Source organism: Burkholderia sp. ABCPW 111 (genome assembly GCF_000773065.1).
In the GTDB taxonomy this organism is placed as follows: Bacteria; Pseudomonadota; Gammaproteobacteria; order Burkholderiales; family Burkholderiaceae; genus Burkholderia; species Burkholderia savannae.
In genome coordinates this window covers 35,257-59,147 of sequence record NZ_JPWT01000060.1, presented here as the reverse complement: position 1 = coordinate 59,147, position 23,891 = coordinate 35,257, and the positions used below count along the sequence as shown (strand labels likewise).

Annotated in this window: 23 protein-coding genes; 11 read left to right on the top strand and 12 right to left on the bottom strand. The window is 66.6% G+C overall.

The genetic code is table 11. The features are described 5' to 3' along the window. Positions 1-243: 243 nt before the first annotated feature. The 9 genes from X946_RS11475 to X946_RS11435 all read right to left on the bottom strand — a co-directional run bounded on the left by X946_RS11475 (position 244) and on the right by X946_RS11435 (position 6,708). Positions 244-831, bottom strand: a complete 588-nt coding sequence (locus tag X946_RS11475; protein WP_038747316.1) for a TIGR00730 family Rossman fold protein — start codon at positions 829-831, stop codon at positions 244-246. Beyond that, the gene (locus X946_RS11470) at positions 828-1,547 is read right to left on the bottom strand and encodes a TetR/AcrR family transcriptional regulator (RefSeq protein WP_006025081.1); all 720 of its coding nucleotides are present in this window, start codon (positions 1,545-1,547) and stop codon (positions 828-830) included. The genes X946_RS11475 and X946_RS11470 overlap by 4 nt, the downstream gene beginning before the upstream one ends. 237 nt (positions 1,548-1,784) lie before the next feature. Then, positions 1,785-2,333: a diacylglycerol kinase gene (locus tag X946_RS11465; RefSeq protein ID WP_038747312.1), complete on the bottom strand. Its 549-nt coding sequence runs from the start codon at positions 2,331-2,333 to the stop codon at positions 1,785-1,787. An 8-nt stretch (positions 2,334-2,341) separates the two neighbouring features. Next, positions 2,342-3,376, bottom strand: coding sequence for a glycosyltransferase family 4 protein (locus tag X946_RS11460; RefSeq protein WP_038747309.1), 1,035 nt, complete (start codon positions 3,374-3,376; stop codon positions 2,342-2,344). 21 nt (positions 3,377-3,397) lie between these two features. Continuing rightward, the gene (locus X946_RS11455) at positions 3,398-4,336 is read right to left on the bottom strand and encodes a UDP-2,3-diacylglucosamine diphosphatase (protein ID WP_038747307.1); all 939 of its coding nucleotides are present in this window, start codon (positions 4,334-4,336) and stop codon (positions 3,398-3,400) included. Between the two features lie 90 nt (positions 4,337-4,426). Next, a complete protein-coding gene (locus tag X946_RS11450; protein ID WP_161788657.1) occupies positions 4,427-4,936 on the bottom strand; it encodes an RDD family protein in 510 nt (169 codons plus the stop codon). A 6-nt stretch (positions 4,937-4,942) separates the two neighbouring features. After that, positions 4,943-5,695 carry a DUF3106 domain-containing protein gene (locus tag X946_RS11445; RefSeq protein WP_038747305.1) on the bottom strand — a complete coding sequence of 251 codons (753 nt, stop codon included), beginning with the start codon at positions 5,693-5,695 and terminating at the stop codon, positions 4,943-4,945. A 30-nt stretch (positions 5,696-5,725) separates the two neighbouring features. Further along, on the bottom strand, positions 5,726-6,151 hold the full coding sequence (locus tag X946_RS11440) for a DUF3619 family protein (protein WP_038747303.1): 426 nt from the start codon (positions 6,149-6,151) through the stop codon (positions 5,726-5,728). Next, positions 6,148-6,708, bottom strand: coding sequence for an RNA polymerase sigma factor (locus tag X946_RS11435; RefSeq protein WP_038747300.1), 561 nt, complete (start codon positions 6,706-6,708; stop codon positions 6,148-6,150). Before X946_RS11435 ends, X946_RS11440 begins: the two co-directional genes overlap by 4 nt. A gap of 385 nt (positions 6,709-7,093) precedes the next feature. Between X946_RS11435 and X946_RS11430 the strand changes: the two genes are divergently transcribed. From X946_RS11430 to X946_RS11405, 6 genes are all read left to right on the top strand, one after another. Next, a complete protein-coding gene (locus X946_RS11430; protein ID WP_038747298.1) occupies positions 7,094-8,857 on the top strand; it encodes an acetolactate synthase 3 catalytic subunit in 1,764 nt (587 codons plus the stop codon). Positions 8,858-8,969: 112 nt separating this feature from the next. Next, entirely contained in the window at positions 8,970-9,461 is a 492-nt protein-coding gene (ilvN, locus tag X946_RS11425) for an acetolactate synthase small subunit (RefSeq protein ID WP_004186134.1), read from the top strand. Between the two features lie 82 nt (positions 9,462-9,543). Further along, positions 9,544-10,560 (top strand): ketol-acid reductoisomerase, encoded by a 1,017-nt coding sequence (gene ilvC / locus X946_RS11420; RefSeq protein WP_038747295.1) that lies wholly within the window; start codon positions 9,544-9,546, stop codon positions 10,558-10,560. Positions 10,561-10,681: 121 nt separating this feature from the next. Beyond that, a complete protein-coding gene (locus X946_RS11415; RefSeq protein WP_038747292.1) occupies positions 10,682-11,332 on the top strand; it encodes a phosphatidylserine decarboxylase in 651 nt (216 codons plus the stop codon). A gap of 16 nt (positions 11,333-11,348) precedes the next feature. Next, entirely contained in the window at positions 11,349-12,221 is an 873-nt protein-coding gene (pssA, locus tag X946_RS11410; protein WP_038747289.1) for a CDP-diacylglycerol--serine O-phosphatidyltransferase, read from the top strand. Between the two features lie 377 nt (positions 12,222-12,598). Continuing rightward, positions 12,599-14,146 carry a 2-isopropylmalate synthase gene (locus tag X946_RS11405; protein ID WP_038747284.1) on the top strand — a complete coding sequence of 516 codons (1,548 nt, stop codon included), beginning with the start codon at positions 12,599-12,601 and terminating at the stop codon, positions 14,144-14,146. A gap of 128 nt (positions 14,147-14,274) precedes the next feature. On the opposite strand, the gene X946_RS11400 is transcribed toward X946_RS11405, so the two are convergent. From X946_RS11400 to X946_RS11390, 3 genes are all read right to left on the bottom strand, one after another. Continuing rightward, positions 14,275-15,810 carry a SulP family inorganic anion transporter gene (locus tag X946_RS11400; RefSeq protein ID WP_038747282.1) on the bottom strand — a complete coding sequence of 512 codons (1,536 nt, stop codon included), beginning with the start codon at positions 15,808-15,810 and terminating at the stop codon, positions 14,275-14,277. Between the two features lie 54 nt (positions 15,811-15,864). Further along, entirely contained in the window at positions 15,865-16,500 is a 636-nt protein-coding gene (locus X946_RS11395) for a carbonic anhydrase (RefSeq protein WP_038747279.1), read from the bottom strand. Between the two features lie 437 nt (positions 16,501-16,937). Further along, positions 16,938-17,450: a hypothetical protein gene (locus X946_RS11390; protein WP_038747277.1), complete on the bottom strand. Its 513-nt coding sequence runs from the start codon at positions 17,448-17,450 to the stop codon at positions 16,938-16,940. 303 nt (positions 17,451-17,753) lie between these two features. On the opposite strand from X946_RS11390, the gene X946_RS11385 reads away from it, so the two are divergent. The 5 genes from X946_RS11385 (at position 17,754) to tpiA (ending at position 23,840) form a co-directional block, all read left to right on the top strand. Next, positions 17,754-19,028, top strand: coding sequence for a branched-chain amino acid ABC transporter substrate-binding protein (locus tag X946_RS11385; RefSeq protein WP_038747274.1), 1,275 nt, complete (start codon positions 17,754-17,756; stop codon positions 19,026-19,028). 106 nt (positions 19,029-19,134) lie between these two features. Then, positions 19,135-19,404 carry a 30S ribosomal protein S15 gene (gene rpsO, locus X946_RS11380; RefSeq protein ID WP_038747271.1) on the top strand — a complete coding sequence of 90 codons (270 nt, stop codon included), beginning with the start codon at positions 19,135-19,137 and terminating at the stop codon, positions 19,402-19,404. A gap of 299 nt (positions 19,405-19,703) precedes the next feature. Next, the gene (gene pnp, locus X946_RS11375; RefSeq protein ID WP_038747269.1) at positions 19,704-21,845 is read left to right on the top strand and encodes a polyribonucleotide nucleotidyltransferase; all 2,142 of its coding nucleotides are present in this window, start codon (positions 19,704-19,706) and stop codon (positions 21,843-21,845) included. 115 nt (positions 21,846-21,960) lie between these two features. Next, a complete protein-coding gene (locus tag X946_RS11370) occupies positions 21,961-22,980 on the top strand; it encodes an NAD(P)H-quinone oxidoreductase (protein WP_038747266.1) in 1,020 nt (339 codons plus the stop codon). Positions 22,981-23,039: 59 nt separating this feature from the next. Beyond that, the gene (gene tpiA / locus X946_RS11365; RefSeq protein ID WP_186448538.1) at positions 23,040-23,840 is read left to right on the top strand and encodes a triose-phosphate isomerase; all 801 of its coding nucleotides are present in this window, start codon (positions 23,040-23,042) and stop codon (positions 23,838-23,840) included. Positions 23,841-23,891: the final 51 nt, after the last annotated feature.

The following is a 23,891-nucleotide window of genomic DNA, read 5'->3' as shown; positions in this document are numbered from 1 at the left end:
GCTTCGAGTGCGCCGCATTCGCAGCGCGATTGCGCGATCGCTGCATGACGTGGTTGACCGAAGCGCTCGACCGGAGCGCTCAACTGAAGAACCAGCCGACCGAGGCGCTCGACCGAAACAGCTGACCGGAGCGACGGACGCGGCCGGCGGCGCGAAGCGCCGAGCGCGCATCGACACGACTGGAAAAGCCGGGCGATGCGCCGCACCGCACCGCGACGCGCGCCCGCGCGGCGTCGCGCCGGCTCAGGCTTCCTGCTTCGACACGAACGCCCATTTGTCGCGCGCGGGCGGTCGATACTGACCGAGCCGATCGATGAGCGCATCGGGCGCGGCGTCGATGCAAAGCGCGTCAAAGTACGTGCGCTGCATGAAGCCTTCGTCGACCGTGTGCTTGAGGAGCGTGATGAGCGGTTCGTAGAAGGCGTCGACGTTGTAAAGCGCGACGGGCTTGCGGTGATAGCCGAGCTGCGCCCACGTATAGACCTCGAAGAACTCTTCGAGCGTGCCCGCGCCGCCCGGCATCGCGACGAACGCGTCGGCGAGCTCGGCCATCATCTTCTTGCGATGATGCATGTCGGGCACGACGTGCAGCTCGGTCAGGCCGGTGTGGCCGACTTCCTTGTCGAAAAGCAGCTCCGTGATGACGCCGATCGCGCGCCCGCCGGCGGTGATCACCTCGTCGGCGATCACGCCCATCAGGCCGACGCGCCCGCCGCCGTAGACGAGCGTGAGGCCGGCTTTCGCGAGCGCGCGGCCGAACGCGCGCGCCGCTTCCGTGTAGACGGGCTTGACGCCGTTGGCCGAGCCGCAATAGACGCAGACGCTCTTCATTGCTTTGCGTCCTTGCGCGGCGAGCCGTCGCGCGGCGGCAGGTAGTCGTGGAATTCGCGTTTCGGCAGCTTGCCCGACACGAGATCGTCGAAGATCTGCCGCGAGCGGCCGCGCAGATACGGCGCGATCACCGAGATCACGTGCATGCTGACCTGGTGCAGCTCCTCGCGGATCGCGTCCTGATCGTTGTACTTGCGCGGATGCATCACGTACTGATACGACAGCCAGTAAGTGGCGATCACGGCCATGTTGGTTGCGATCACCTCGATCTCGGCGGGCGTCGCGACGAGCTCGCCGTCGGCCGCGAGCAGCTCGCACATCTCGCGCGCGAAGCGCACCTTGTGGCTGATGATCTGCTTGAAGTGCGTCTCGAGCGTGCGGTTGCGCGCGAGCAGATCGTTCAGATCGCGATAGAGGAAGCGATAGGTCCACATGAAGTCGGCCATGTACTGCAGGTACGACCACGTTTCGTCGATCGTCGGCCGATGATCTTCGGGAAAACGCAGGCGCCGTTCGATCTGCTGCTCGAACTGCGCGAAGATGCTGTTGATGATGTCGTCCTTGTTGCGGAAATGGTAGTACAGGTTGCCTGGGCTGATTTCCATTTCCTCGGCGATCGTCGTCGTCGTGACGTTCGGCTCGCCGATCTCGTTGAAGAGTTTCAACGACAACTCAAGAATCCGTTCGCGCGTGCGGCGGGGAGGTTTGGCTTCCATGTCGTCCGGCCCTGTGTTTGCCGGACAGGCGGGCGCTGCGAATACTGCTGCGTGAATCGTAGTCCGGCTCGGGTTGCTGTTTTGAAGGCTGTCGGCCGATTATAAACCGCTACCTTGCGCGTCCGGGGTATTTCGTCATCGGGGCATACCCGGCCGTGTTGCATCGCACACGAAGGCGGAGGGTGCACGGTGCGCGCCGCGCCGGATGCCGCCGGCGGCAGCGGAACCGCCGGCCGCCTAGCCGCCGGCGAGCCGGTGCCAGACGAGCGGGCCGAGTATGAGGCCCCAGGTCGTCACGCACGTGCAGAGCGCGACCGTGACGGCCGCGCTGCCGAGATCCTTCGCGCGCTTCGACAGCTCGTGGCGCTCGAGCGAGATCCGGTCGATCGCCGTCTCGACGCTAGAGTTCAGCAGCTCGACGATCAGCACGAGCAGCACGGTGCCGATGAGGAGCGCGCGCGAGCCCGGCTCGACGGGCACGAATGCCGCGATCGGCAGCATGATCGCCGCGAGCGTGAGCTCCTGCCGGAACGCGCTCTCTTCGCGGATCGCGACGCGAAAGCCGTTGTACGAGTTCTTGAGCGCGTACCACGCGCGCATCAGGCCGCGATTGCCCTTGTACGGATTGTGCGGCAGCGCGAGCGGATCGTCCGGGCCGAGCGGCTCGTGCGCATCGGGCGGCTCGTGCGTTTCAGACGGCGCGAGCCGGACGTGGGCGGGACGCGTCGCGCCGGCGCGTGCGGCCGGCTTTCGCGACGGGCTGACGGGGGGCGCTTTCGCGCGCATGGCAGGTTTCAAACGGCTGCGCCTTCGGTGTGTGGGCAGGCGGATTTCGGCAGCGGCTTCAGGTGCGACGCGAACTGCTCGGACGCCGCTTGCCACGAGAAGCGCTCGGCCCACGCGCGCGCATGCGGCCGGTCGATCTTCAGCGCCTCGAGGCACGCTTCGCGCAGGTCCTCGTTCATGGCCCCCGCGCCGCCGTCTCCGAGCACGTCGACGGGCCCCGTCACCGGATACGCCGCGACGGGCGTGCCGCACGCGAGCGCCTCGAGCAGCACGAGCCCGAAGGTGTCGGTGCGGCTCGGGAACACGAACACGTCGGCGGCCGCGTATACCTTGGCGAGCTCCGCCTGCGTCAGCACGCCGAGGTAATTGGCCTCAGGATAGCGCGATTTGAGCTCGGCGAGCGCGGGCCCTTCGCCCGCGACCCACTTCGAGCCGGGCAGGTCGAGCTTCAGGAACGCCTCGACGTTCTTCTCGATCGCCACGCGCCCGACGTAGAGGAAGATCGGCCGCGCGGTGTTGAGCACTTTCGACTCCATCGGCCGGAAGACGTCGAGATCGACGCCGCGCGTCCACAGCACGACGTTGTCGAAGCCGTACTGCTCGAGGTCGTACTTGACCACGGGCGTGGGCGCCATCACCGCGAGCGACGCGCCGTGGAACCAGCGCAGGAAACGGTAGGTCGCCGACAGCGGAACGCCGAAGCGCGCCTGCACGTATTCCGGAAAGCGCGTGTGGTACGCGGTCGTGAACGGCAGCTTGCGCGCGCGCGCGTAGCGGCGCGCGGCGAGGCCGAGCGGGCCTTCCGTCGCGATGTGCAGCGCGTCCGGCTCGAACGCGTTCAGGCGCTCGCGCAGCCGCCGGTACGGCAGGATCGACAGGCGGATTTCAGGATAGGTCGGGCACGGCACCGTGCGGAACTCGAGCGGCGTGATGAGCTCGACGCGGTGGCCGAGCGCGATGAGCTCGCGCGCGGTGCTCTTCAGCGTGCGCACGACGCCGTTGACTTGCGGTTCCCATGCGTCGGTGACGATCATGATTTTCATCGCTGGCGGTCCTCTTCGGGATCAGGCGGTGGCGGTTTTCGTCTTGCGCGATTGAGTGGCGGACGGCGTGCGCAACACGGTCCAGTAGACGATCTTCAGCTCGCCTTCCATCGTCTCGACGAGCGCGGACAGGCTCTCGACCCAGTCGCCGTCGTTGCAGTACAGCACGCCGTCGATGTCGCGGATCTCGGCCTTGTGAATGTGGCCGCAGACGACGCCGTCGCAGCCGCGGCGGCGCGCCTCGTCGGTCATCACTGCTTCGAACGACGAAATGAAGTTCACGGCGTTCTTCACCTGGTGCTTCAGGTATTGCGACAGCGACCAGTACTGAAAGCCGAAGCGGCTCCTGATCCGGTTGAACCAGCGGTTCAGCACGAGGATCAGCGTGTACAGCGTGTCGCCGAGATACGCGAGCCACTTCGCGTGCTGGATCACGCCGTCGAACAGGTCGCCGTGGACGACCCACAAACGTTTGCCCGACAGCGTCGTGTGGAACGCCTCGCCGCGCACGTGAATCTCGCCGAACGCGAGATCGCAGAACTGGCGCGCGCCTTCGTCGTGGTTGCCGGGAATGTAGACGACCTGCGTGCCCTTCCTCGCCTTGCGCAGGATCTTCTGCACGACGTCGTTGTGCGCCTGAGGCCAGTACCAGCCCTTCCTCAGCTGCCAGCCGTCGATGATGTCGCCGACGAGGTACAGATATTCCGATTCGTTGTGCTTGAGAAAGTCGAGCAGGTAGCCGGCCTGGCAGCCGCTCGTGCCGAGGTGGATGTCCGACAGCCAGATCGTCCGGTAGCGGTGCGAGGCGGGCTCGTGGTCGTCGTGCCGCGTGGCGCTCGCGGCGGGAGGGCGGGCCGGCGCGAGCGTGTCGCTCGCGGCCGAGCCGGACAGAAAGGCACTGGCGGCGTGCAGGCCGGCAGGATCACGGAAGAAGGAGGTCGCGGACGTTTTTTTGCCCATGCATGACTCGCGCCGATTGATGTTATCGGCATTGCGCCATGCGGGCGTGACTGTGCCGTGACAGTCACGAGACGTTCTTATTACGGGGAATCAGGCGCGGCGGGGCGCATCGACGATGCGGGTGCGGGCGAGGCGATCATGCGGGAACTGGCGGCTCGGATGCAGCCGTGCGGCGAGCGTCCACAGCGCGAACCAGACGGCCGCGGCCGCGAGCGTGCGCGGCACGGAAAAGCCCGCGAGCGGGTGCAGCGCAAGCGGCGGCAGGAACCACAGCCAGCCGAGCGCGTAGCGCACGAGCGCCCGGCCGGCCGACAGCGGCGCGCCGCGCGCGGTCTCGACGCGCAGCCGCCAGGTCTTCATCGGCAGCGTCTGGCCGCCGTGCGTCCAGAACCAGACGAAGTACGCGCCGACGACGACCGCGATCCACACGGCGAGCAGGTTGTGGCGTTCGAGGCCGTTGCGCTGTTGCAGCGTCACGCCGAACGCGAGGCCGGCGAAGAACACGACGCCGAAGAGCAGCAGGCTTTCGTAGGCGAGGGCGGCGAGCCGGCGCCGCACGCTCGGCGGCGACGGCTCGGATGGCATCGCGGGCGTCGTCACGGACGCTTACGAACCGTTGAAGAGCGACGGCGCCTCGGACGGCGACACGGGCGTCGGCGCGGCGGGCGGCGTGACGGCGCCCGTCGTCGTCGACGCCGCAGCGGGCGTCGCGGCGGGCCCGCTGGCCGCCGGCGGCGCGGTGCTCGCGGCGGAGGCGCTTGCAGGATGGCGGTCGTGCGCGTTGACGAGCCGGTTGATGTCGCGATCGGTCTTGCCGGTGGGCGGCGCGCTGACGACGGTCGGCCGGCGCCGGCGCTCGGCCGCCGCGAGCTTCTCCTTCTGCTCGGGCGACAGCTGCTGGTAAGCCGTCCACGCCTTCTCGCGGGCCTGCGCGGACAACAGGTCCTTCGACACCAGGTAGTTCTCGCGCGCGACGCGGCGCTGCTCGGGCGTCATCCGGACCCACTCGGTCATCCGTTCCTGCAGGCGCTTTTGCGCTTCAGGCGACATCTTCGGGAAGCGCGCCGCGATCTTCAGCCATTTGCGCTTGCGCTCGTCGCTGAACGAATCCCATTGATTCGCGAACGGCGCGAGCGCGACGTGCTGCTGCGGCGTGAGGCGCGCCCAGGAGAGCGGGCTCGACGGCGGCAGCGGCGGGAAGTCGGCCGACAGCGCGCTCGCGGCCGACGCGATCGCCGGCGCGCTCGCCGCCGCCACCGCGGCCGGTTGTGGGTGAAAGCGCGGGTAGGTGGCGGCGTACGCGACGACGAGCGCGATCACGCAACCGAAAAAGACAGCCAATCCCCGTTTTTGACTCACCCGTGCGTTCCTCTTCTTGATGCGTTGGCGTTAGTGAGTGTGCGAAAGATACGCGTTGAACCCGTGGTCGAGATACGCGTTGAGAGGCAGGTTGTCGCTCAGCATCGCGGCGTCGATGTCCGCGAGCTCCGCGGTGCGCTGCATGTCTTCCCAGTACGCGATGCCGACGAGGCCCGCGAGCAGCAGCGCGAGCGGCCACGCGCGGGCGAGCCGGCGCGCGAGCGACTGGCGGCGCGGCTCGTCGGGCGGGCGCAGCTCGAGCGTGCCGGCGCTGCCGGCGAGCGCCGGCACGAGCACGATCGCGGCATCGGGCTTCTTGCGCGCGAGCGCGGCGCGGCGCGCGGCGGCGAGCCGCTCCGTCGTCGCGGCGGGCAGCGAGGCCGCACGCTCGTCGAGCGCGCGGCGCACCTTGAGGGCGAATTCGAGTTCTTCTTTCGTTACGGGAGCGGAGCTCATAGCGTGATTCCTTTGGCCTTGAGCGCCAACGCCAATGTGTGAGTGGCCCGGGAGCAGTGCGTCTTGACGCTGCCTTCCGAACACCCCATGGCGGCGGCTGTCTCGGCGACATCCATATCCTCCCAATAACGCATCAGGAAGGCTTCCCGTTGACGTGCCGGAAGCTTCTGGATTTCATCGTCGATGAGGGCGAGCACCTGCTCGCGCTCGAGCCGCGTCTCGCCGCTCTCTACGCCGTCGCCGTCCGCCGATTCGAGCGTCTCGAGCGGGTCGAACTCGTCGTCGTCGGTGTTGTTCAGCGACGAGAACAGGCTGACCCAGGTGTTGCGCACCTTTTGTCTGCGGAAATAGTCGTGGATCGCGTTCTGGAGAATCCGCTGAAAAAGCAGCGGCAGCTCGGCGGCCGGGCGCTCGCCGTATTTCTCCGCGAGCCGGATCATCGCGTCCTGCACGATGTCGAGCGACGCGTCGTCGTCGCGCACCGCGTATGCAGCCTGCTTGAACGCGCGCCTTTCGACGCCCGCCAGAAAGTCCGCGAGTTCCTTGTCTGATGCCATTCCGTGAAGGTCTGCGCTGCGTTCTTGCGGCGTGAAAAGATCGGAAAAAATTCGTAAAACCCGCGGATGCTAACAAATTTTCGCGGCGCAGGGCATCCTGTTCGGGCTGTCAGGCTGCCGAAACGCGCGTGCGCGACGGTTCGCCGCCGGCGTCGGCCGGGCGCTTGCCGCCGTTGCGACGAGACGATTGATGCGCCGCGGGATTTTCCGCTTGACCGCCTGCCGGGGACCCGCTATCGTTGCCAGTTCGCAACATAAGTGATGGTCACATTTGAGGCTGGCCCATGAAGCCCGCCTTTCAACTGGACGCGCCGCTTGAACCCGAGCCACAAGCCCGGCAGAGAGCACCCGATCAATTTTTTGCCGAAAATTCGAAAGGTCCAAGATGAACATGCCCAGCGCGGAATTCTCCACGTCGGAATCCCTTTCCCCTCAGAAAACCGGCTCCATCGGCGCCACCGTGCTCATGAAGGCACTGGCCGACGAAAACGTCGAATTCATCTGGGGCTACCCTGGCGGCTCGGTCCTCTACATCTACGACGAGCTGTACAAGCAAGACAAGATTCAACACGTGCTCGTGCGCCACGAGCAGGCGGCCGTGCACGCCGCGGACGCGTATTCGCGCTCGACGGGCAAGGTCGGCGTGTGCCTCGTCACGTCCGGCCCGGGCGTCACGAACGCGGTGACGGGCATCGCCACCGCCTACATGGATTCGATTCCGCTCGTCGTGATCAGCGGCCAGGTGCCGACCGCGGCGATCGGCCAGGACGCGTTCCAGGAGTGCGACACCGTCGGCATCACGCGTCCTTGCGTGAAGCACAACTTCCTCGTGAAGGACGTGCGCGAGCTCGCGGAAACCGTCAAGAAGGCGTTCTACATCGCGCGCACCGGCCGGCCCGGCCCCGTCCTGATCGACATTCCGAAGGACGTGTCGAAGACGCCGTGCGAGTACGAGCCCGTCAAGAGCGTGTCGCTGCGCTCCTACAACCCGGTCACGAAAGGCCACTCGGGGCAGATCCGCAAGGCGGTGTCGCTCCTTTTGTCCGCGAAGCGTCCGTACATCTACACGGGCGGCGGCATCATTCTCGCCGACGCGTCGCGCGAGCTGAACCAGTTCGCCGATCTGCTCGGCTATCCCGTCACGAACACGCTGATGGGGCTCGGCGGCTATCGCGCGTCGGACAAGAAATTCCTCGGCATGCTCGGCATGCACGGCACGTACGAAGCGAACATGGCGATGCAGCACTGCGACGTGCTGATCGCGATCGGCGCGCGCTTCGACGACCGCGTGATCGGCGACCCGGTGCACTTCGCGTCGCGTCCGCGCAAGATCATTCACATCGACATCGACCCGTCGTCGATTTCAAAGCGCGTGAAGGTCGACATCCCGATCGTCGGCGACGTGAAGGAAGTGCTGAAGGAGTTGATCGAGCAGTTGCAGACGGCCGAGCACGGCCCCGACACCGAAGCGCTCGCGCAGTGGTGGAAGGACATCGAAGCCTGGCGCGCGAAGGACTGCCTGAAGTACGACCGTGAAAGCGAGATCATCAAGCCGCAGTACGTGGTCGAGAAGGCGTGGGAGCTGACGGACGGCAACGCGTTCGTGTGTTCCGACGTCGGCCAGCACCAGATGTGGGCCGCGCAGTTCTACCGCTTCAACAAGCCGCGCCGCTGGATCAATTCCGGTGGCCTCGGCACGATGGGCTTCGGCCTGCCGGCGGCGATGGGTGTGAAGATGGCGCACCCGGACGACGACGTGCTGTGCATCACGGGCGAAGGCTCGATCCAGATGTGCATCCAGGAGCTGTCGACTTGCTTGCAGTACGACACGCCCGTGAAGATCCTGTCGCTGAACAACCGCTACCTCGGCATGGTCCGCCAGTGGCAGCAGATCGAATACAGCAAGCGCTATTCGCATTCGTACATGGATGCGCTGCCGGATTTCGTGAAGCTCGCCGAGGCGTACGGCCACGTCGGCATGCGTATTGAAAAGACCGCGGACGTCGAGCCGGCGCTGAAGGAAGCGCTGCGCCTGAAGGACCGCACCGTGTTTCTCGACTTCCAGACCGATCCGACCGAAAACGTCTGGCCGATGGTCCAGGCCGGCAAGGGCATCACCGAGATGCTGCTCGGATCGGAAGACCTGTAACGGCGCGACGCGCGCCCGGTGCGCGGGCGGCCGCCTTCACGAAGGGCGGCGCGGCACGCGGCGGTGCGCGGCGCAGGCTAATCGACACGGATATATTCTGGAAGAAGCGAACATGAGACACATCATTTCCGTCCTGCTGGAAAACGAACCGGGCGCGCTGTCGCGCGTGGTCGGTCTGTTCTCCGCACGCGGCTACAACATCGAAACCTTGACGGTGGCGCCGACCGAAGACCAATCGCTGTCGCGCCTGACCATCGTTTCCATCGGCTCCGACGACGTGATCGAACAGATCACGAAACATCTGAACCGCCTGATCGAGGTGGTGAAAGTGGTGGACCTGACCGACGGTGCACACATCGAGCGGGAGCTGATGCTCATCAAGGTGAGGGCAGTGGGCAAGGAGCGCGAAGAAATGAAGCGGATGGCGGACATTTTCCGCGGCCGCATCATCGACGTGACCGAGAAGACCTACACGATCGAATTGACGGGTGCGAGCGACAAGCTCGACGCATTCATTCAGGCGCTGGACGCGGGCTCGATTCTCGAGACCGTGCGCACCGGCAGCTCGGGCATCGGTCGAGGCGAGCGCATTCTGAAGGTGTGACGCCGCCGCGCCGAACGAGCCGGGTGCGCCGTCAGAGCCCGGCTTCACTCACGAATTTCACTGAATCAGCGAAGGAACAATCATGAAAGTTTTCTACGACAAGGACGCCGACCTCTCCCTCATCAAGGGCAAGCAGGTGACGATCATCGGTTACGGCTCGCAAGGCCATGCGCACGCGCTGAACCTGAAGGACAGCGGCGTGAACGTGACGGTCGGCCTGCGCAAGGGCGGCGCGTCGTGGAGCAAGGCCGAGAACGCCGGCCTCACGGTCAAGGAAGTCGCCGAAGCCGTGAAGGGCGCCGACGTCGTGATGATGCTGCTGCCGGACGAGCAGATCGCCGCCGTCTACGCGCAGGAAGTGCATGCGAACGTCAAGCAAGGCGCGGCGCTCGCGTTCGCGCACGGCTTCAACGTCCACTATGGCCAGGTGATCCCGCGCGCGGATCTCGACGTGATCATGGTCGCGCCGAAGGCGCCGGGCCACACGGTGCGCGGCACGTACGCGCAGGGCGGCGGCGTGCCGCACCTGATCGCGGTTGCGCAGGACAAGTCGGGCGCGGCGCGCGACATCGCGCTGTCGTACGCGGCGGCGAACGGCGGCGGCCGCGCCGGCATCATCGAAACCAACTTCCGCGAAGAGACGGAAACCGACCTGTTCGGCGAGCAGGCCGTGCTGTGCGGCGGCACCGTCGAGCTGATCAAGGCGGGTTTCGAGACGCTCGTCGAAGCGGGCTACGCGCCGGAAATGGCGTACTTCGAGTGCCTGCACGAGCTGAAGCTGATCGTCGACCTGATCTACGAAGGCGGCATCGCGAACATGAACTACTCGATCTCGAACAACGCCGAATACGGCGAGTACGTGACGGGCCCGCGCGTCGTCACGGAAGAGACGAAGAAGGCGATGAAGCAGTGCCTGACCGACATCCAGACGGGCGAATACGCGAAGAGCTTCATCCTCGAGAACAAGGCGGGCGCGCCGACGCTGCAGTCGCGCCGCCGCCTGACGGCCGAGCACCAGATCGAGCAGGTCGGCGCGAAGCTGCGCGCGATGATGCCGTGGATCGCGAAGAACAAGCTGGTCGACCAGTCGAAGAACTAAGCTGCGCGACCCATCCGGCGCCCCGAATCGGGGGCCGACGTCAAAAAGCCGCCCGAAGGCACCGGAGCCGAGGGCGGCTTTTGCTATCCTACGGGCTTTGCAATTCATCGAAGAACGAACCATGAACTATCCTCATCCGATCATCGCGCGCGAAGGCTGGCCGTTCATCGCGATCGCGGCCGTCGTCGCGCTGTTGATCCACGCCGTTGGCGGGTTCGGCCTCGCTTGGCCGTTCTGGCTGCTGCTCGTCTTCGTGGTCCAGTTCTTCCGCGATCCGCCGCGGCCGATTCCGACGCAGGCGAACGCGGTGCTGTGCCCGGCCGACGGCCGCATCGTCGCGGTCGAGACGGCGCACGATCCGTATGCGAATCGCGAAGCGCTGAAGATCAGCGTGTTCATGAACGTGTTCAATGTCCATTCGCAGCGCTCGCCCGTCGACGGCGCGGTGCAGAAGGTCGAATATTTCCCGGGCGCGTTTCTGAACGCCGCGCTCGACAAGGCGTCGGCCGAGAACGAGCGCAACGCGGTCGTGATCCAGACGGGGGCGGGCCACACCGTGACGGCCGTGCAGATCGCGGGCCTCGTCGCCCGCCGGATTCTCTGCTACGTGCGCGCGGGCGAGCCCGTGACGCGCGGCCAGCGCTACGGCTTCATCCGCTTCGGCTCGCGCGTCGACGTGTATCTGCCGAAGGGCAGCCGCGCGCGCGTGTCGATCGGCGAGAAGGTGTCCGCATCGTCGACGATCCTCGCCGAACTGCCCGAACAACAGTAATCGGGAAGGCGTATCGATGGCCGCATTCAAACCGCGCCGGCCGCGCAACGGCAACGCTCCGTGGCCGAGGTCGTTTCGTCACAACAAATCGGTCGCGCAGGACGTCGCGCCCGTCGAGAGCCGGCGTGCCGCGCGCCAGCAGTTCCTGAGGACGCGCGGCATCTATCTGCTGCCGAACGCGTTCACGACGGCCGCGCTCTTCTGCGGCTTCTTCGCCGTCGTGCAGGCGATGAACGTGCGCTTCGAAACCGCGGCGATCGCGATCTTCGCCGCGATGGTGCTCGACGGGATGGACGGCCGCGTCGCGCGCATGACGCACACGCAGAGCGCGTTCGGCGAGCAGTTCGACAGCCTGTCCGACATGGTGTCGTTCGGCGTCGCGCCCGCGCTCGTGATGTACGAGTGGGTGCTGAAGGATCTGGGCCGCTGGGGCTGGCTCGCCGCGTTCGTCTACTGCTCGGGCGCCGCGCTGCGCCTCGCGCGCTTCAACACGAACATCGGCGTCGTCGACAAGCGCTTCTTCCAGGGGCTGCCGAGCCCGGCCGCCGCGGCGCTGATCGCGGGCTTCGTGTGGCTCGCGACCGACAACCGCGTGCCGATGAAGCTCGGCTGGCTGCCGTGGGTCGCGTTCGCGCTGACGGTCTACGCGGGCGTGACGATGGTGTCGAACGCGCCGTTCTACAGCGGCAAGGCGCTCGACGTGAGGCACCGGGTGCCGTTCGCGGCGATCCTGCTCGTCGTCGTCGCGTTCGTGCTCGTGTCGTCCGATCCGCCGCTGATGCTGTTCGGCCTGTTCGTGCTGTATGGATTGTCCGGCTACGTGTTCTGGGCCTATATGGCCGTGCGCGGCCGCGCCAATCCGGCGCGCTCGTCGCAGCGGGAGCACTGACGCGCGCTTGCGCGCCGGAATGAGCCCGGTTCGCGCCCGGTTCTTGCCGGAAGCGCACCCGAGACGGCGGCGCGCGGGGCCGCCGTTTGGTTGCGCGAGTCTTGCCCGGGCGGCGCGCGGCGCGGTGTTCCGGCCCTCGGAAAGCCGCCGATTGCGCGCGGCCGGGAATGCCGCTATATTCGACGCCATGACCGCATTTTCCCGCCTCTCCCTTCTTCTAGCCGGTGCGCCGCTACGCGCGCTAGCGCTAGCGCTAGCGCGCCTGCCGCGCTGACCGTTTTCGCCCTCCGTCGAGCTTCGTCTGCTGTCTAGCGTCGCCTGCGGTGGCGGCGCGAGCTTCATCACGTGTGTTTCCCCATTCGACACCTGGAGTCCCCATGACAGACAAGCTGATCATTTTCGACACGACGCTGCGCGACGGCGAGCAATCGCCCGGTGCGTCGATGACGAAGGAAGAGAAAATCCGCATCGCGAAGCAGCTCGAGCGCATGAAGGTCGACGTGATCGAAGCCGGCTTCGCGGCCAGCTCGAACGGCGATTTCGACGCGATCCAAGCGATCGCGTCGCAAGTGAAGGACAGCACGATCTGCTCACTCGCGCGCGCGAACGACAAGGACATCCAGCGCGCGGCCGACGCGCTCAAACCTGCGGACAGCTTCCGGATTCACACGTTCATCGCGACGTCGCCGCTGCACATGGAGAAGAAGCTGCGGATGACGCCCGACCAGGTGTACGAGCAGGCGCGTCTCGCGGTGCGCTTCGCGCGCAAGTTCACCGACAACATCGAGTTCTCGCCGGAAGACGGCAGCCGCTCCGACATGGATTTCCTCTGCCGCGTGCTCGAAGCGGTGATCGCCGAGGGCGCGACGACGATCAACATCGCGGATACGGTCGGCTACGGCGTGCCGGAGCTGTACGGCAACCTCGTGAAGACGCTGCGCGAGCGCATCCCGAACTCGGACAAGGCGATCTTCTCGGTGCACTGCCACAACGATCTGGGGATGGCGGTCGCGAACTCGCTCGCCGGCGTGAAGATCGGCGGCGCGCGCCAGGTCGAATGCACGATCAACGGCCTCGGCGAGCGCGCGGGCAACACGTCGCTCGAGGAAATCGTGATGGCCGTGAAGACCCGCAAGGACTATTTCGGTCTCGAGCTCGGCATCGACACGACGCAGATCGTGCCGGCGTCGAAGCTCGTGTCGCAGATCACCGGTTTCGTCGTGCAACCGAACAAGGCGGTCGTCGGCGCGAACGCGTTCGCGCACGCGTCGGGTATCCACCAGGACGGCGTGCTGAAGGCGCGCGACACGTACGAGATCATGCGTGCGGAAGACGTCGGCTGGACCGCGAACAAGATCGTGCTCGGCAAGCTGTCGGGCCGCAACGCGTTCAAGCAGCGCCTGCAGGAGCTCGGCGTGTCGCTCGACAGCGAAACCGAGCTGAACGCCGCGTTCGCCCGCTTCAAGGATCTCGCCGACCGCAAGGCCGAGATCTTCGACGAGGACATCATCGCGATCGTCACCGAGGAGGAATCGGCGCTCGCGCACGAGCACGAGCACTACAAGTTCGTGTCGCTCGCGCAGCGCTCGGAGACGGGCGAGCGGCCGCAGGCGAAGGTCGTGTTCGCGGTCGACGGCGACGAAGTGGCGGGCGAGGCGAGCGGCAACGGTCCCGTCGACGCGACGTTCAACGCGATCGAGACCGAAGTCGGCAGCGGCGCCGAGCTGCTGCTGTATTCGGTCAACGCGATCACGACGGGCACGCAGGCGCAGGGCGAAGTGACGGTGCGCCTGTCGAAGAGCGGGCGGATCGTCAACGGCGTCGGCACCGATCCGGACATCGTCGCGGCGTCGGCGAAGGCGTACATCGCCGCGCTCAACAAGCTGTATTCGAACGTCGACAAGCTGAATCCGCAGCGCGCGTGACGCGCGATACGCGAGCGCGGCGGCATCGCCGCCGTGCCGCGAACGAACGACGCCCCGCGGGCCGATGGCCTCGCGGGGCGTTTTTTTTACTGCGCGACGGGCCGGCGCATGCCGGCCGGCCCAGGCGCTTACTGCGTCGTCGGGCTGCGGAAGAACGAGCGCAAGCCGCCGCCGCGCGCGTGCTGAACCTGGCGCCGGTAATCGACCGTGATCTCGCGCAGCGGCGCTTCCGCAACGAACGCGTCGATCATCTCGCGCACGTCGTGGTCGATGTAGTCGGCGCGGGTCGCGTCGATGATGACGACCGCGCGATCCGGAATCTGCGCGAGATATTGCTTGATCTGCACCTTGCCGAGGAACGACACGTCCTTGCGGAACGACAGCAGATAGTGGTCGTCGTGCTGCGCGAGCGTCGCCGGGCTGCGCAGATTCGCGCACGCGACGGCCAGCACGCAGCACGCGAGGCCGAGCGCGATGCCGGCGAGGAGGTCGATCGCGAGCACGCCCGCGATCGTCACCGCGAAGGGCAGGAATGCACCCGGGCCCTGCTTCGCGACCGACGTGAAGAGCGCCGGCTTCGCGAGCTTGAAGCCCGTGTGGATCAGGATCGCCGCGAGGCTCGCGAGCGGGATCAGGTTCAGCAGCCCGGTGAGCGCGAACACGCTGACGACGAGCATCACGCCGTGCACGATCGCGGACATCCGGCTTTGCGCGCCTGCATTCACGTTGACCGAGCTGCGCACGATCACCGACGTGATCGGCAGGCCGCCGATCGCGCCCGCGACGAGGTTGCCGATGCCTTGCGCCTTCAGCTCGCGATTCGGCTGCGACGGCCGGCGTTTCGGATCGATCTGCTCGACCGCTTCGAGGCTGAGCAGCGTCTCGAGGCTTGCGACGACGGCAATCGTGATCGCGATGCGCCACACGTCCGGGCTCAGCAGGTACGCGAAGTTCGGGCCGAGGTCGACGGTCTTCAGCGCATTGCCGAGCGCGGCGAACGAAGCGAGCTCGGGCAGCGCGACCCGGTGCTCGGCGGGCGGCGCGAAATTCGGCGAGACGAAGCCGAGCAGAACCGTGGCGCCGATGCCGAGGATCACGACGGCGAGCGGCGCGGGCACGAGGCGCACGAACGCGAAGCGGCGCATCGCGCGGGTCTCCCACACGGCGAGGAGCGCGAGCGACGCGAACGCGATCGCGCTCGACGCGAGCACCGCGTGGCCCGGTGAGTCGCCGTCGCCCGACAGGCCGAGCGCGAACGGCATCTGCTTGACGATGAGCAGGATGCCGATGGCGGCGAGCATGCCTTTGATCACGGGCGACGGCACGTATGCGGCGAACCGGCCGGCCTTCAGGAGACCGAAGCCGAACTGGATCACGCCTGACAGCAGCACGGCGAGCAGGAACGCCTGGAAGCTGCCGAGCTGCGCGATGCCGTCGACGACGATCACGACGAGGCCCGCGGCGGGGCCGCTGACGGATAGCGGCGAGCCGCTCAGCACGGCGACGATGAGGCCGCCGACGATGCCGGACACGAGGCCCGCGAACGGCTCGACGCCGGATGCGTTGGCGATTCCGAGACAGAGCGGCAGCGCGACGAGGAACACGACGGTGCCGGCCACGAAGTCGCGCGGAAACGTGGAAAAGTAAGCGCGTAGATTCTTCATAGTGAACGGAGAAAAACGGGTTGAGGCTTGAGTGCGTGCGGCGGTGCGGGCCTATCAGGCGGCCGCCGCTTCTGCGCGTTCGGCTTGCGGCGCCGGTTCGGCGGCCGCGTAGCCGGACGCGAGTTCCTTGAGACGCCCGTCGGCGAGCGAGAAGATCCAGCCGTGCACGAGCGGGGCGGGATCGGCGTCGCGGATGATCGGCGAGCTGCGCAGCAGGCGGACCTGCTCGAGCACGTTGAGCTCGGCGAGCCGGTCGGCGGCCTGGTCGGGCGGCACGCCGTCGAGCTCCGCGCGATGGCGGCCGGCGAGCGCGCACAGCGGCGCGATCCGGCGGTTCACGTGCGGCAGCTCGTGCGACGGCGGCAGCAGCGACGCGCGCACGCCGCCGCAGCCGTAGTGCCCGCAGACGATCACGTGATCGACCTTCAGCACCTTGACCGCGTACTCGAGCACGCTCGCGCAGTTGTCGTCGTCGGGCTGGAAGATGTTCGCGATGTTTCGGTGAACGAATAGTTCGCCTGGCGCGCTCTGCGTGATGGTTTCGGCCGGCACGCGGCTGTCGGCGCAGCCGATCCACAGCACGCGCGGATTCTGGCCGCGCGACAGCGTGTCGAAGAAGTCGGGCGAGCGCTCGGACGTCTCGCTGGCCCAGGCGATATTGGCGACGAGCATGCTTTTCGGGCGATTCATTGAGGATTCCTTCTTATGCGTGCGGTAGCGGCGACGCAAACATGCATCGGCGCGGAACCATTGGCTTTCTAAATTGAAAGGTTGTTGTGTGTGATATTAGGGGGAACTTGTAATCGGAAGTTCAATTTGAAATATTCTGTTGCAATTTATTTTCAGGGATAGGGCGATTGCACCAACCGTGAAAAGCAAGTGGCTGGAAAGAGTGCATGTCGCACCGAAATGGGCGTGAGACGCCCGTCCAGCGGGGATGGGGCGGCAGGGGATTTTGGGGATTTTGATTTCATCGACGCGATAACCACGATATTGCCGCGTCATGAAAGATGACAAAAATTTTAAAAAGCCAATCTGAAAATGATAAAAAAGTCATTTAAGAGCCCGCGTGCATTAAATGACTTCCCGAAAGGGGGGGCGCCGGCCGGGCGGCCGGCGGCGGGGGATCAGAACAGCGAGCGGCGGTCGGGATCGTGCAGCGGATCGGGCGTCTTCTGCGTGAGGCGCAGGATGCCGTTGTCGTCGAAGTAGAAGCTGTAGAGCATGTACCAGACGTTGTCTTCGAGGTAGCGATAGGTCCAGACTTCGCGCTTCATCAGCGGAAAGTACGACGTCTCGACCGGACGGCCGAAGTTCACGAGCACGTCGGTCTTGGTCCACTTGCCGATCTCGGCGCGGTAGAACTCGAGCGGTTGCAGCACCTGCCGAACGTTGACGATCCTGCCGTGAGCGTCGATGTCGGCGGCCGTCGTGACCTCGCCCATCGGCTGGGTCGGCCACATCAGGCGTTTGCCGCCGTTCGGCAGATCGTAGACTTCGCGCGGCGGCCCCATTCGAGCGACGATCGCCGACGAATCCTCTCCGGCGCGAAACTGCTGCCACGGCTGCGCGCAGCCGGCGAGAAGCGCCGCCGCGCAAGCGAACAGAACCGGGAGACGAGCGAGCATACGTTTCTCCATGAGGCGGGGATGGCGACGTTTTATCACGGCGGGCCACCGCGTGCGCGTACCGGCCCGGAAAAGTTTGCGCGGCCCGGCATCCGCGGCGGAACGGCGCGGCGAAAGCGATGCCGCGGTTTCGGGCGGCCTCCGGAGCCGAGGGCGGGCGCGGCGGGCCGCGGCCGAGGCGTTGTCCAGCCGACCGTTCGGACGGTCGATGTCCGCCGGCATTCCTCGCGTCGTGCGCTCGTGCGGCTTGCCGGCCCGCCGGGCGCTCGCCTATGATCCAGCGCTCGACGAACCGACTGCGCAGGAAATCACGCAATGTCTTCCTATTGGATGCGTTTTGCCGCCGCCGCCTCGGCGGCGCTTTCATTGGCGATGCCGTTGCCCGCGTCGGCCGGCGCGACGGGCGAGCCGATCCGGATCGCGCTCGTCGAGGGGGTGTCGGGACCGTTCGCGAACGCGGGCGCGGCGGTCGAGCGCAATCTGCGCTTCGGCGTCGAACGCGTCAACGCGCAAGGCGGCGTGCGGCTGCGCGACGGCGTCCATCCGCTCGAACTCGTCGTGCTGGACAGCAAGGGCGGCGTCGAGGAAGCGCTCGTCCAGCTGCGCGCCGCGACCGACAAGGGGATCGGTTTCGTCGCGCAGGGCAACGGCTCGGCCGTCGCGGCGGCGCTCGTCGCCGCGCTCGATAAGCACAACGCCCGCGATCCCGGGCATCGCGCGCTGTTCCTCAACTATTCGGCTGACGATCCCGCGCTGACGGAGCGCGATTGCAGCTTCTGGCACTTCCGCTTCGACGCGCACGCCGGCATGCGAATGGATGCGCTTGCCGACGTGCTCGCGCGCGACCGCGCGGTGGGGAAGGTTTATCTGCTGAATCAGGACTACAGTTTCGGGCGCGACGTCAGCGCGCTCGCGCGTGCCGCGTTGAGCGCGCGGCGTCCGGACATCGCGATCGTCGGCGACGAGTTTCATCCGATCGGGCGCGTGAAGGATTTTTCGCCGTACGTCGCGAAGATTCGTGCGAGCGGCGCGGACGCGGTCGTCACGGGCAACTGGGGCAACGATCTGACGCTGCTCGTGCGCGCGGCGCGCGAGCAGGGGCTCGCGACGAAGTTCTACACGTTCTACGGCAACAGCCTCGATGCGCCGGCCGCGCTCGGCGACGCGGGCGTGAAGCGCGTGCTCGCCGTGGCCGATTGGCACCCGAATGCGGGCGGCGCGCAGTCCGACGCGTTCTACCGGGCGTTTCGCGCGCGTTTCCCGGCGCCGCGGGACGACTATCCGGTGCGGCGGATGAGCGAGATGATCGAGATGCTGGCCGCGGCGATGACGCGCGCGGGCTCGGCCGATCCGGTCGCCGTCGCGAAGGCGCTCGAGGGAATGCGGTACGACGACGGATTCCATCCGGCGCAGATGCGCGCGGCCGATCATCAATTGATTCAACCCCTTTATGTGATCGAAATGGACCGCGTCGGCGCGCCGGGCGTGCGTTTCGACAACGCGGGCTCGGGCTACGGCTTCCGGACGGTGCTCGAGCTGCCGCCCACGCGGGGCGCGGCGTCCGCCGCATGCCGTATGAAACGCCCGTGAAAGGCGGGCTTCGCCGGCCGAGCGACCTGTGCTACAATTTGCGCCGGTTGTAAATCACGGCACGGCCTTTCTTCCGTGTCCGCCTGTTCAGTCGAAAGGAAATCAAATGTCTGTTGCTGATATCAAGAAATCGGAAGTCGTTGCTCAGTTCGCGCGCGGCACCAACGATACGGGCTCGCCCGAAGTGCAGGTCGCGCTGTTGACGGCGCGCATCACGGAACTGACGGGTCACTTCAAGACCCACGCGAAGGATCACCACAGCCGTCGCGGCCTGCTGCGTATGGTGAGCCGCCGTCGCAAGCTGCTCGACTACCTCAAGGGCAAGGATGCCGACCGTTACCGCGCGCTGATCGAGAAGCTGGGTCTGCGTAAGTAATCGGGGCGTTGCTCGCCTCAGCAAGATGCCTGTGTCAGTCTGCTGATACAGGCATTTTGTTTTTTCGCGGCATGCACGATGCTTGCCGCCGGGCTGTCGAAGCCCACAACCGGCCAGGCGCACAAGGGTTGAGCTTTGTGTCATTCCAGCGCGCTGTTCGCGTCCCGCTCGACGCCGGGCGGCGAGCACGGCGCTGGAATGGCATAAAAAACACACCTCTTCCCATGTGGCCCGGTCGCGCTGCCGCCGTGCCGGCTTTGTCCGCGCACGGCGTCCGATAACGAACGAAAGGAGCGACCATGTCTCTGTTCAACAAAGTCGTGAAGGAATTCCAATGGGGCCAGCACAAGGTGCGCCTCGAAACCGGCGAGATCGCGCGCCAGGCTAGCGGCGCCGTGCTCGTCGATATCGAGGACACCGTCGTCCTCGCGACCGTCGTCGGCGCGAAGTCGGCGAAGCCGGGCCAGGATTTCTTCCCGCTCACCGTCGACTACATCGAGAAGACCTACTCGGCAGGCAAGATCCCGGGCGGCTTCTTCCGCCGCGAAGGCCGTCCTTCGGAGCACGAAACGCTGACCTCGCGCCTCATCGACCGTCCGCTGCGCCCGCTCTTCCCGGAAGGCTTCTATAACGAAGTGCAGGTCGTGATTCACGTGCTGTCGGTGAACCCGGAAATCCCGGCCGACATCCCGGCGCTGATCGGCGCATCGGCCGCGCTCGCCGTGTCCGGCCTGCCGTTCAACGGCCCGGTCGGCGCCGCGCGCGTCGCATACGTGAACAACGAATACGTGCTGAACCCGACGCGCGAGCAGATCAAGGCGTCGCGCCTCGACCTCGTCGTGGCGGGCACGGAGCGTGCGGTGCTGATGGTCGAATCGGAAGCGGAGCAACTGCCTGAAGACGTGATGCTCGGCGCGGTCGTGTTCGGCCATGAGCAGATGCAAACCGCGATCGACGCGATCCACGAGCTCGTGCGCGAAGGCGGCAAGGCCGAGTGGGACTGGCAGCCGGTGCCGAAGGACGAGGCGCTCAACGCACGCGTGACCGAGCTCGCCCAGCCGGAACTGCTCGCCGCTTACCAGATCCGCGACAAGCAGGCGCGTTCGACGAAGCTGAAGGAAGTGTACGCAGCGACGTCGGCGAAGCTGGAAGAAGAAGCGACGGCGGCCGGCACGGTCGCGGCCGACAAGGCAACGGTCGGCAACATCCTGTTCGACCTCGAGGCGAAGATCGTTCGCGGCCAGATCCTGAGCGGCGAGCCGCGCATCGACGGCCGCGACACGCGCACCGTGCGCCCGATCGAGATCCGCACGGGCGTGCTGCCGCGCACGCACGGCTCGGCGCTGTTCACGCGCGGCGAGACGCAGGCGCTCGTCGTCGCTACGCTCGGCACGAAGGGTGACGAGCAGATCATCGACGCGCTCGAAGGCGAGTATCGCGAGCGCTTCATGCTCCACTACAACATGCCCCCGTTCGCGACCGGCGAAACGGGCCGCGTCGGCTCGCCGAAGCGCCGCGAAATCGGCCACGGCCGCCTCGCGAAGCGCGCGCTCGTCGCGTGTCTGCCGAGCGCCGACGAATTCGGCTACTCGATCCGCGTCGTGTCGGAAATCACCGAATCGAACGGTTCGTCGTCGATGGCGTCGGTGTGCGGCGGCTGCCTCGCGCTGATGGACGCCGGCGTGCCGATGAAGGCGCACGTCGCGGGCATCGCGATGGGCCTGATCCTCGAAGGCAACAAGTTCGCGGTGCTCACCGACATCCTCGGCGACGAAGATCACCTCGGCGACATGGACTTCAAGGTGGCCGGCACGGCCGACGGCGTGACCGCGCTGCAGATGGACATCAAGATCCAGGGCATCACGAAGGAAATCATGCAGGTCGCGCTCGCGCAGGCGAAGGAAGGCCGCATGCACATCCTCGGCAAGATGAAGGAAGCGGTCGCCGGAGCGAACACGCAGCTGTCGGAATTCGCGCCGCGCATGATCACGATCAAGATCAACCCGGAAAAGATCCGCGACGTGATCGGCAAGGGCGGCTCGGTGATCCGCGCGCTGACCGAAGAGACCGGCACGACGATCGACATCTCGGATGACGGCGTCGTGACGATCGCGAGCACGAACAGCGAAGGCATGGCCGAAGCGAAGAAGCGCATCGAGAACATCACGGCCGAGATCGAAGTCGGTCAGGTGTACGAAGGCACCGTGCTGAAGCTGCTCGATTTCGGCGCGATCGTGAACCTGCTGCCGGGCAAGGACGGTCTGCTGCACATCTCGGAGATCGTCAACGAGCGCGTGAAGGACATCAACGACTACCTGAAGGAAGGCCAGCAGGTGAAGGTCAAGGTGATCCAGACGGACGAAAAGGGTCGCGTGCGTCTGTCGGCCAAGGCGCTGCTGAACGAGGCGGCGGCTCAGACGGACACGCCGCCGCAGCAGTAAGCGGCGACGCAACGGCCGGCAGCGCGAAGGCGCGCCGGCCGTTTTTCATAGGATGGACCGGTTTGCGGAGCGCGCATCGCGTGCGCAAACCCGTCACGATCTTGGAGCGACGTGCATGAAAGCGATCGAAATCACCGAATTCGGCGCGCCCGACGTGCTGAAGCTGACGGAGCGGCCGCAGCCGGAGCCGAGGCGCGGCGAGGTGCTGATCAAGGTGGCGGCGTCCGGCGTCAACCGTCCGGACGTGTTCCAGAGAAAGGGCGCTTATGCGCCGCCTCCCGGCGCATCGGATCTGCCGGGCCTCGAGGTCGCCGGCGAGATCGTCGGCGGCGATCTTTCCGACCCCGCGGCGAACCCGTTCGGCCTGAAGCTCGGCGACCGCGTTTGCGCGCTGCTCGCGGGCGGCGGCTACGCGCAATACGTGGCCGCGCCGCTCGCGCAGTGCCTGCCGGTGCCGAGCGGATTGACCGACGTCGAGGCCGCCTCGTTGCCGGAAACGTTCTTCACCGTGTGGAGCAACGTGTTCGATCGCGCGCAACTGGGTGCGGGCGAAGGCGGCGCGCAGGAGACGCTTCTCGTGCAGGGCGGCTCGAGCGGCATCGGCGTGACGGCGATCCAGATCGCGCATGCGCGCGGTTTTCGCGTGTTCGCGACGGCGGGCACCGACGACAAGTGCCGCGCATGCGAGAAGCTCGGCGCGGAGCGCGCGATCAACTACAAGACCGAGGATTTCGTCGAGGTCGTGAAGTCGCTCACGCACGATCGGGGCGTCGACGTGATCCTCGACATGGTCGCGGGCGCGTACGTGCCGCGCGAGCTGACGGCGCTTGCCGACGGCGGCCGGCTCGTCGTGATCGCGCTCCTCGGCGGGGCGAAGTCGGAGATCAACCTCGCCGAGATCCTGCGGCGGCGCTTGACGATCACGGGCTCGACGCTGCGGCCGAGGCCCGTCGAATTCAAGGCGCGCATCGCCGCGCAGCTGAAGGCGCATGTGTGGCCGCTCATCGAGGACGGGCGCGTGAAGCCCGTCGTCTATCGAGTGCTGCCGGCCGCGCAGGCCGCGGACGCGCATGCGCTGATGGAGAGCAGCGAGCACGTCGGCAAGATCGTGCTCGATTGGGGTGCGAACGCTTGACATCGGTCGTTTGACCGGTTCTCGAGCGCCGCAGTAAAATCGCGGGTTCGCTTCGCCAGATGAACACGACGCCCGGCTTCGGTGCGTCCACGACGAGACAAACGATGTCGAAACAAAGAATCAAGCGGGTGATCGGCAACTGGAAGATGCACGGTCGCCTGAGCGGCAACCAGGCGTTGCTGAACGAAGTCGCGCAGGGCGCGCAAGCGGTGGGCGATAACGTCGGCATCGGCGTGTGCGTGCCGTTCCCGTACCTCGCGCAAGCGCGGGCGCAGCTTCAGGGCGGCCGCGTCGCGTGGGGCGCGCAGGACGTGTCCGCGCACGAGCAGGGCGCCTACACCGGCGAAGTCGCGGCAGGCATGGTGGCGGAGTTCGGTGCGGCTTACGCGATCGTCGGGCACTCGGAGCGCCGTGCGTATCACGGTGAGTCGAACGAGACCGTCGCGGCGAAGACGCAGCGCGCGCTCGCTGCGGGTCTGACGCCCATCGTGTGCGTCGGCGAGACGCTCGCCGAGCGCGAGGCGGGCGCGACCGAGCCGGTCGTCGGCGCGCAACTCGACGCGGTGCTCGCGGCGCTGTCCTCGGACGAGGCGGCGCGCATCGTCGTCGCGTACGAGCCCGTCTGGGCAATCGGCACGGGCAAGAGCGCGACGGCCGAGCAGGCGCAGCAGGTGCACGCGTTCCTGCGCGCACGGCTCGCGGCGAAGGGGGCGGAGCACGTGTCGCTGCTGTACGGCGGTAGCGTGAAGGCCGACAACGCGGTCGAACTGTTCGGCCAGCCCGATATCGACGGCGGCCTGATCGGCGGCGCGTCGTTGAAGAGCGGCGATTTTCTGGCGATCTGCCAGGCAGCGCAGTAAGCGTTCGCACGACGCGGGCGCGCGAAGAATAGCGGGGCGGCCGGCGGGTGC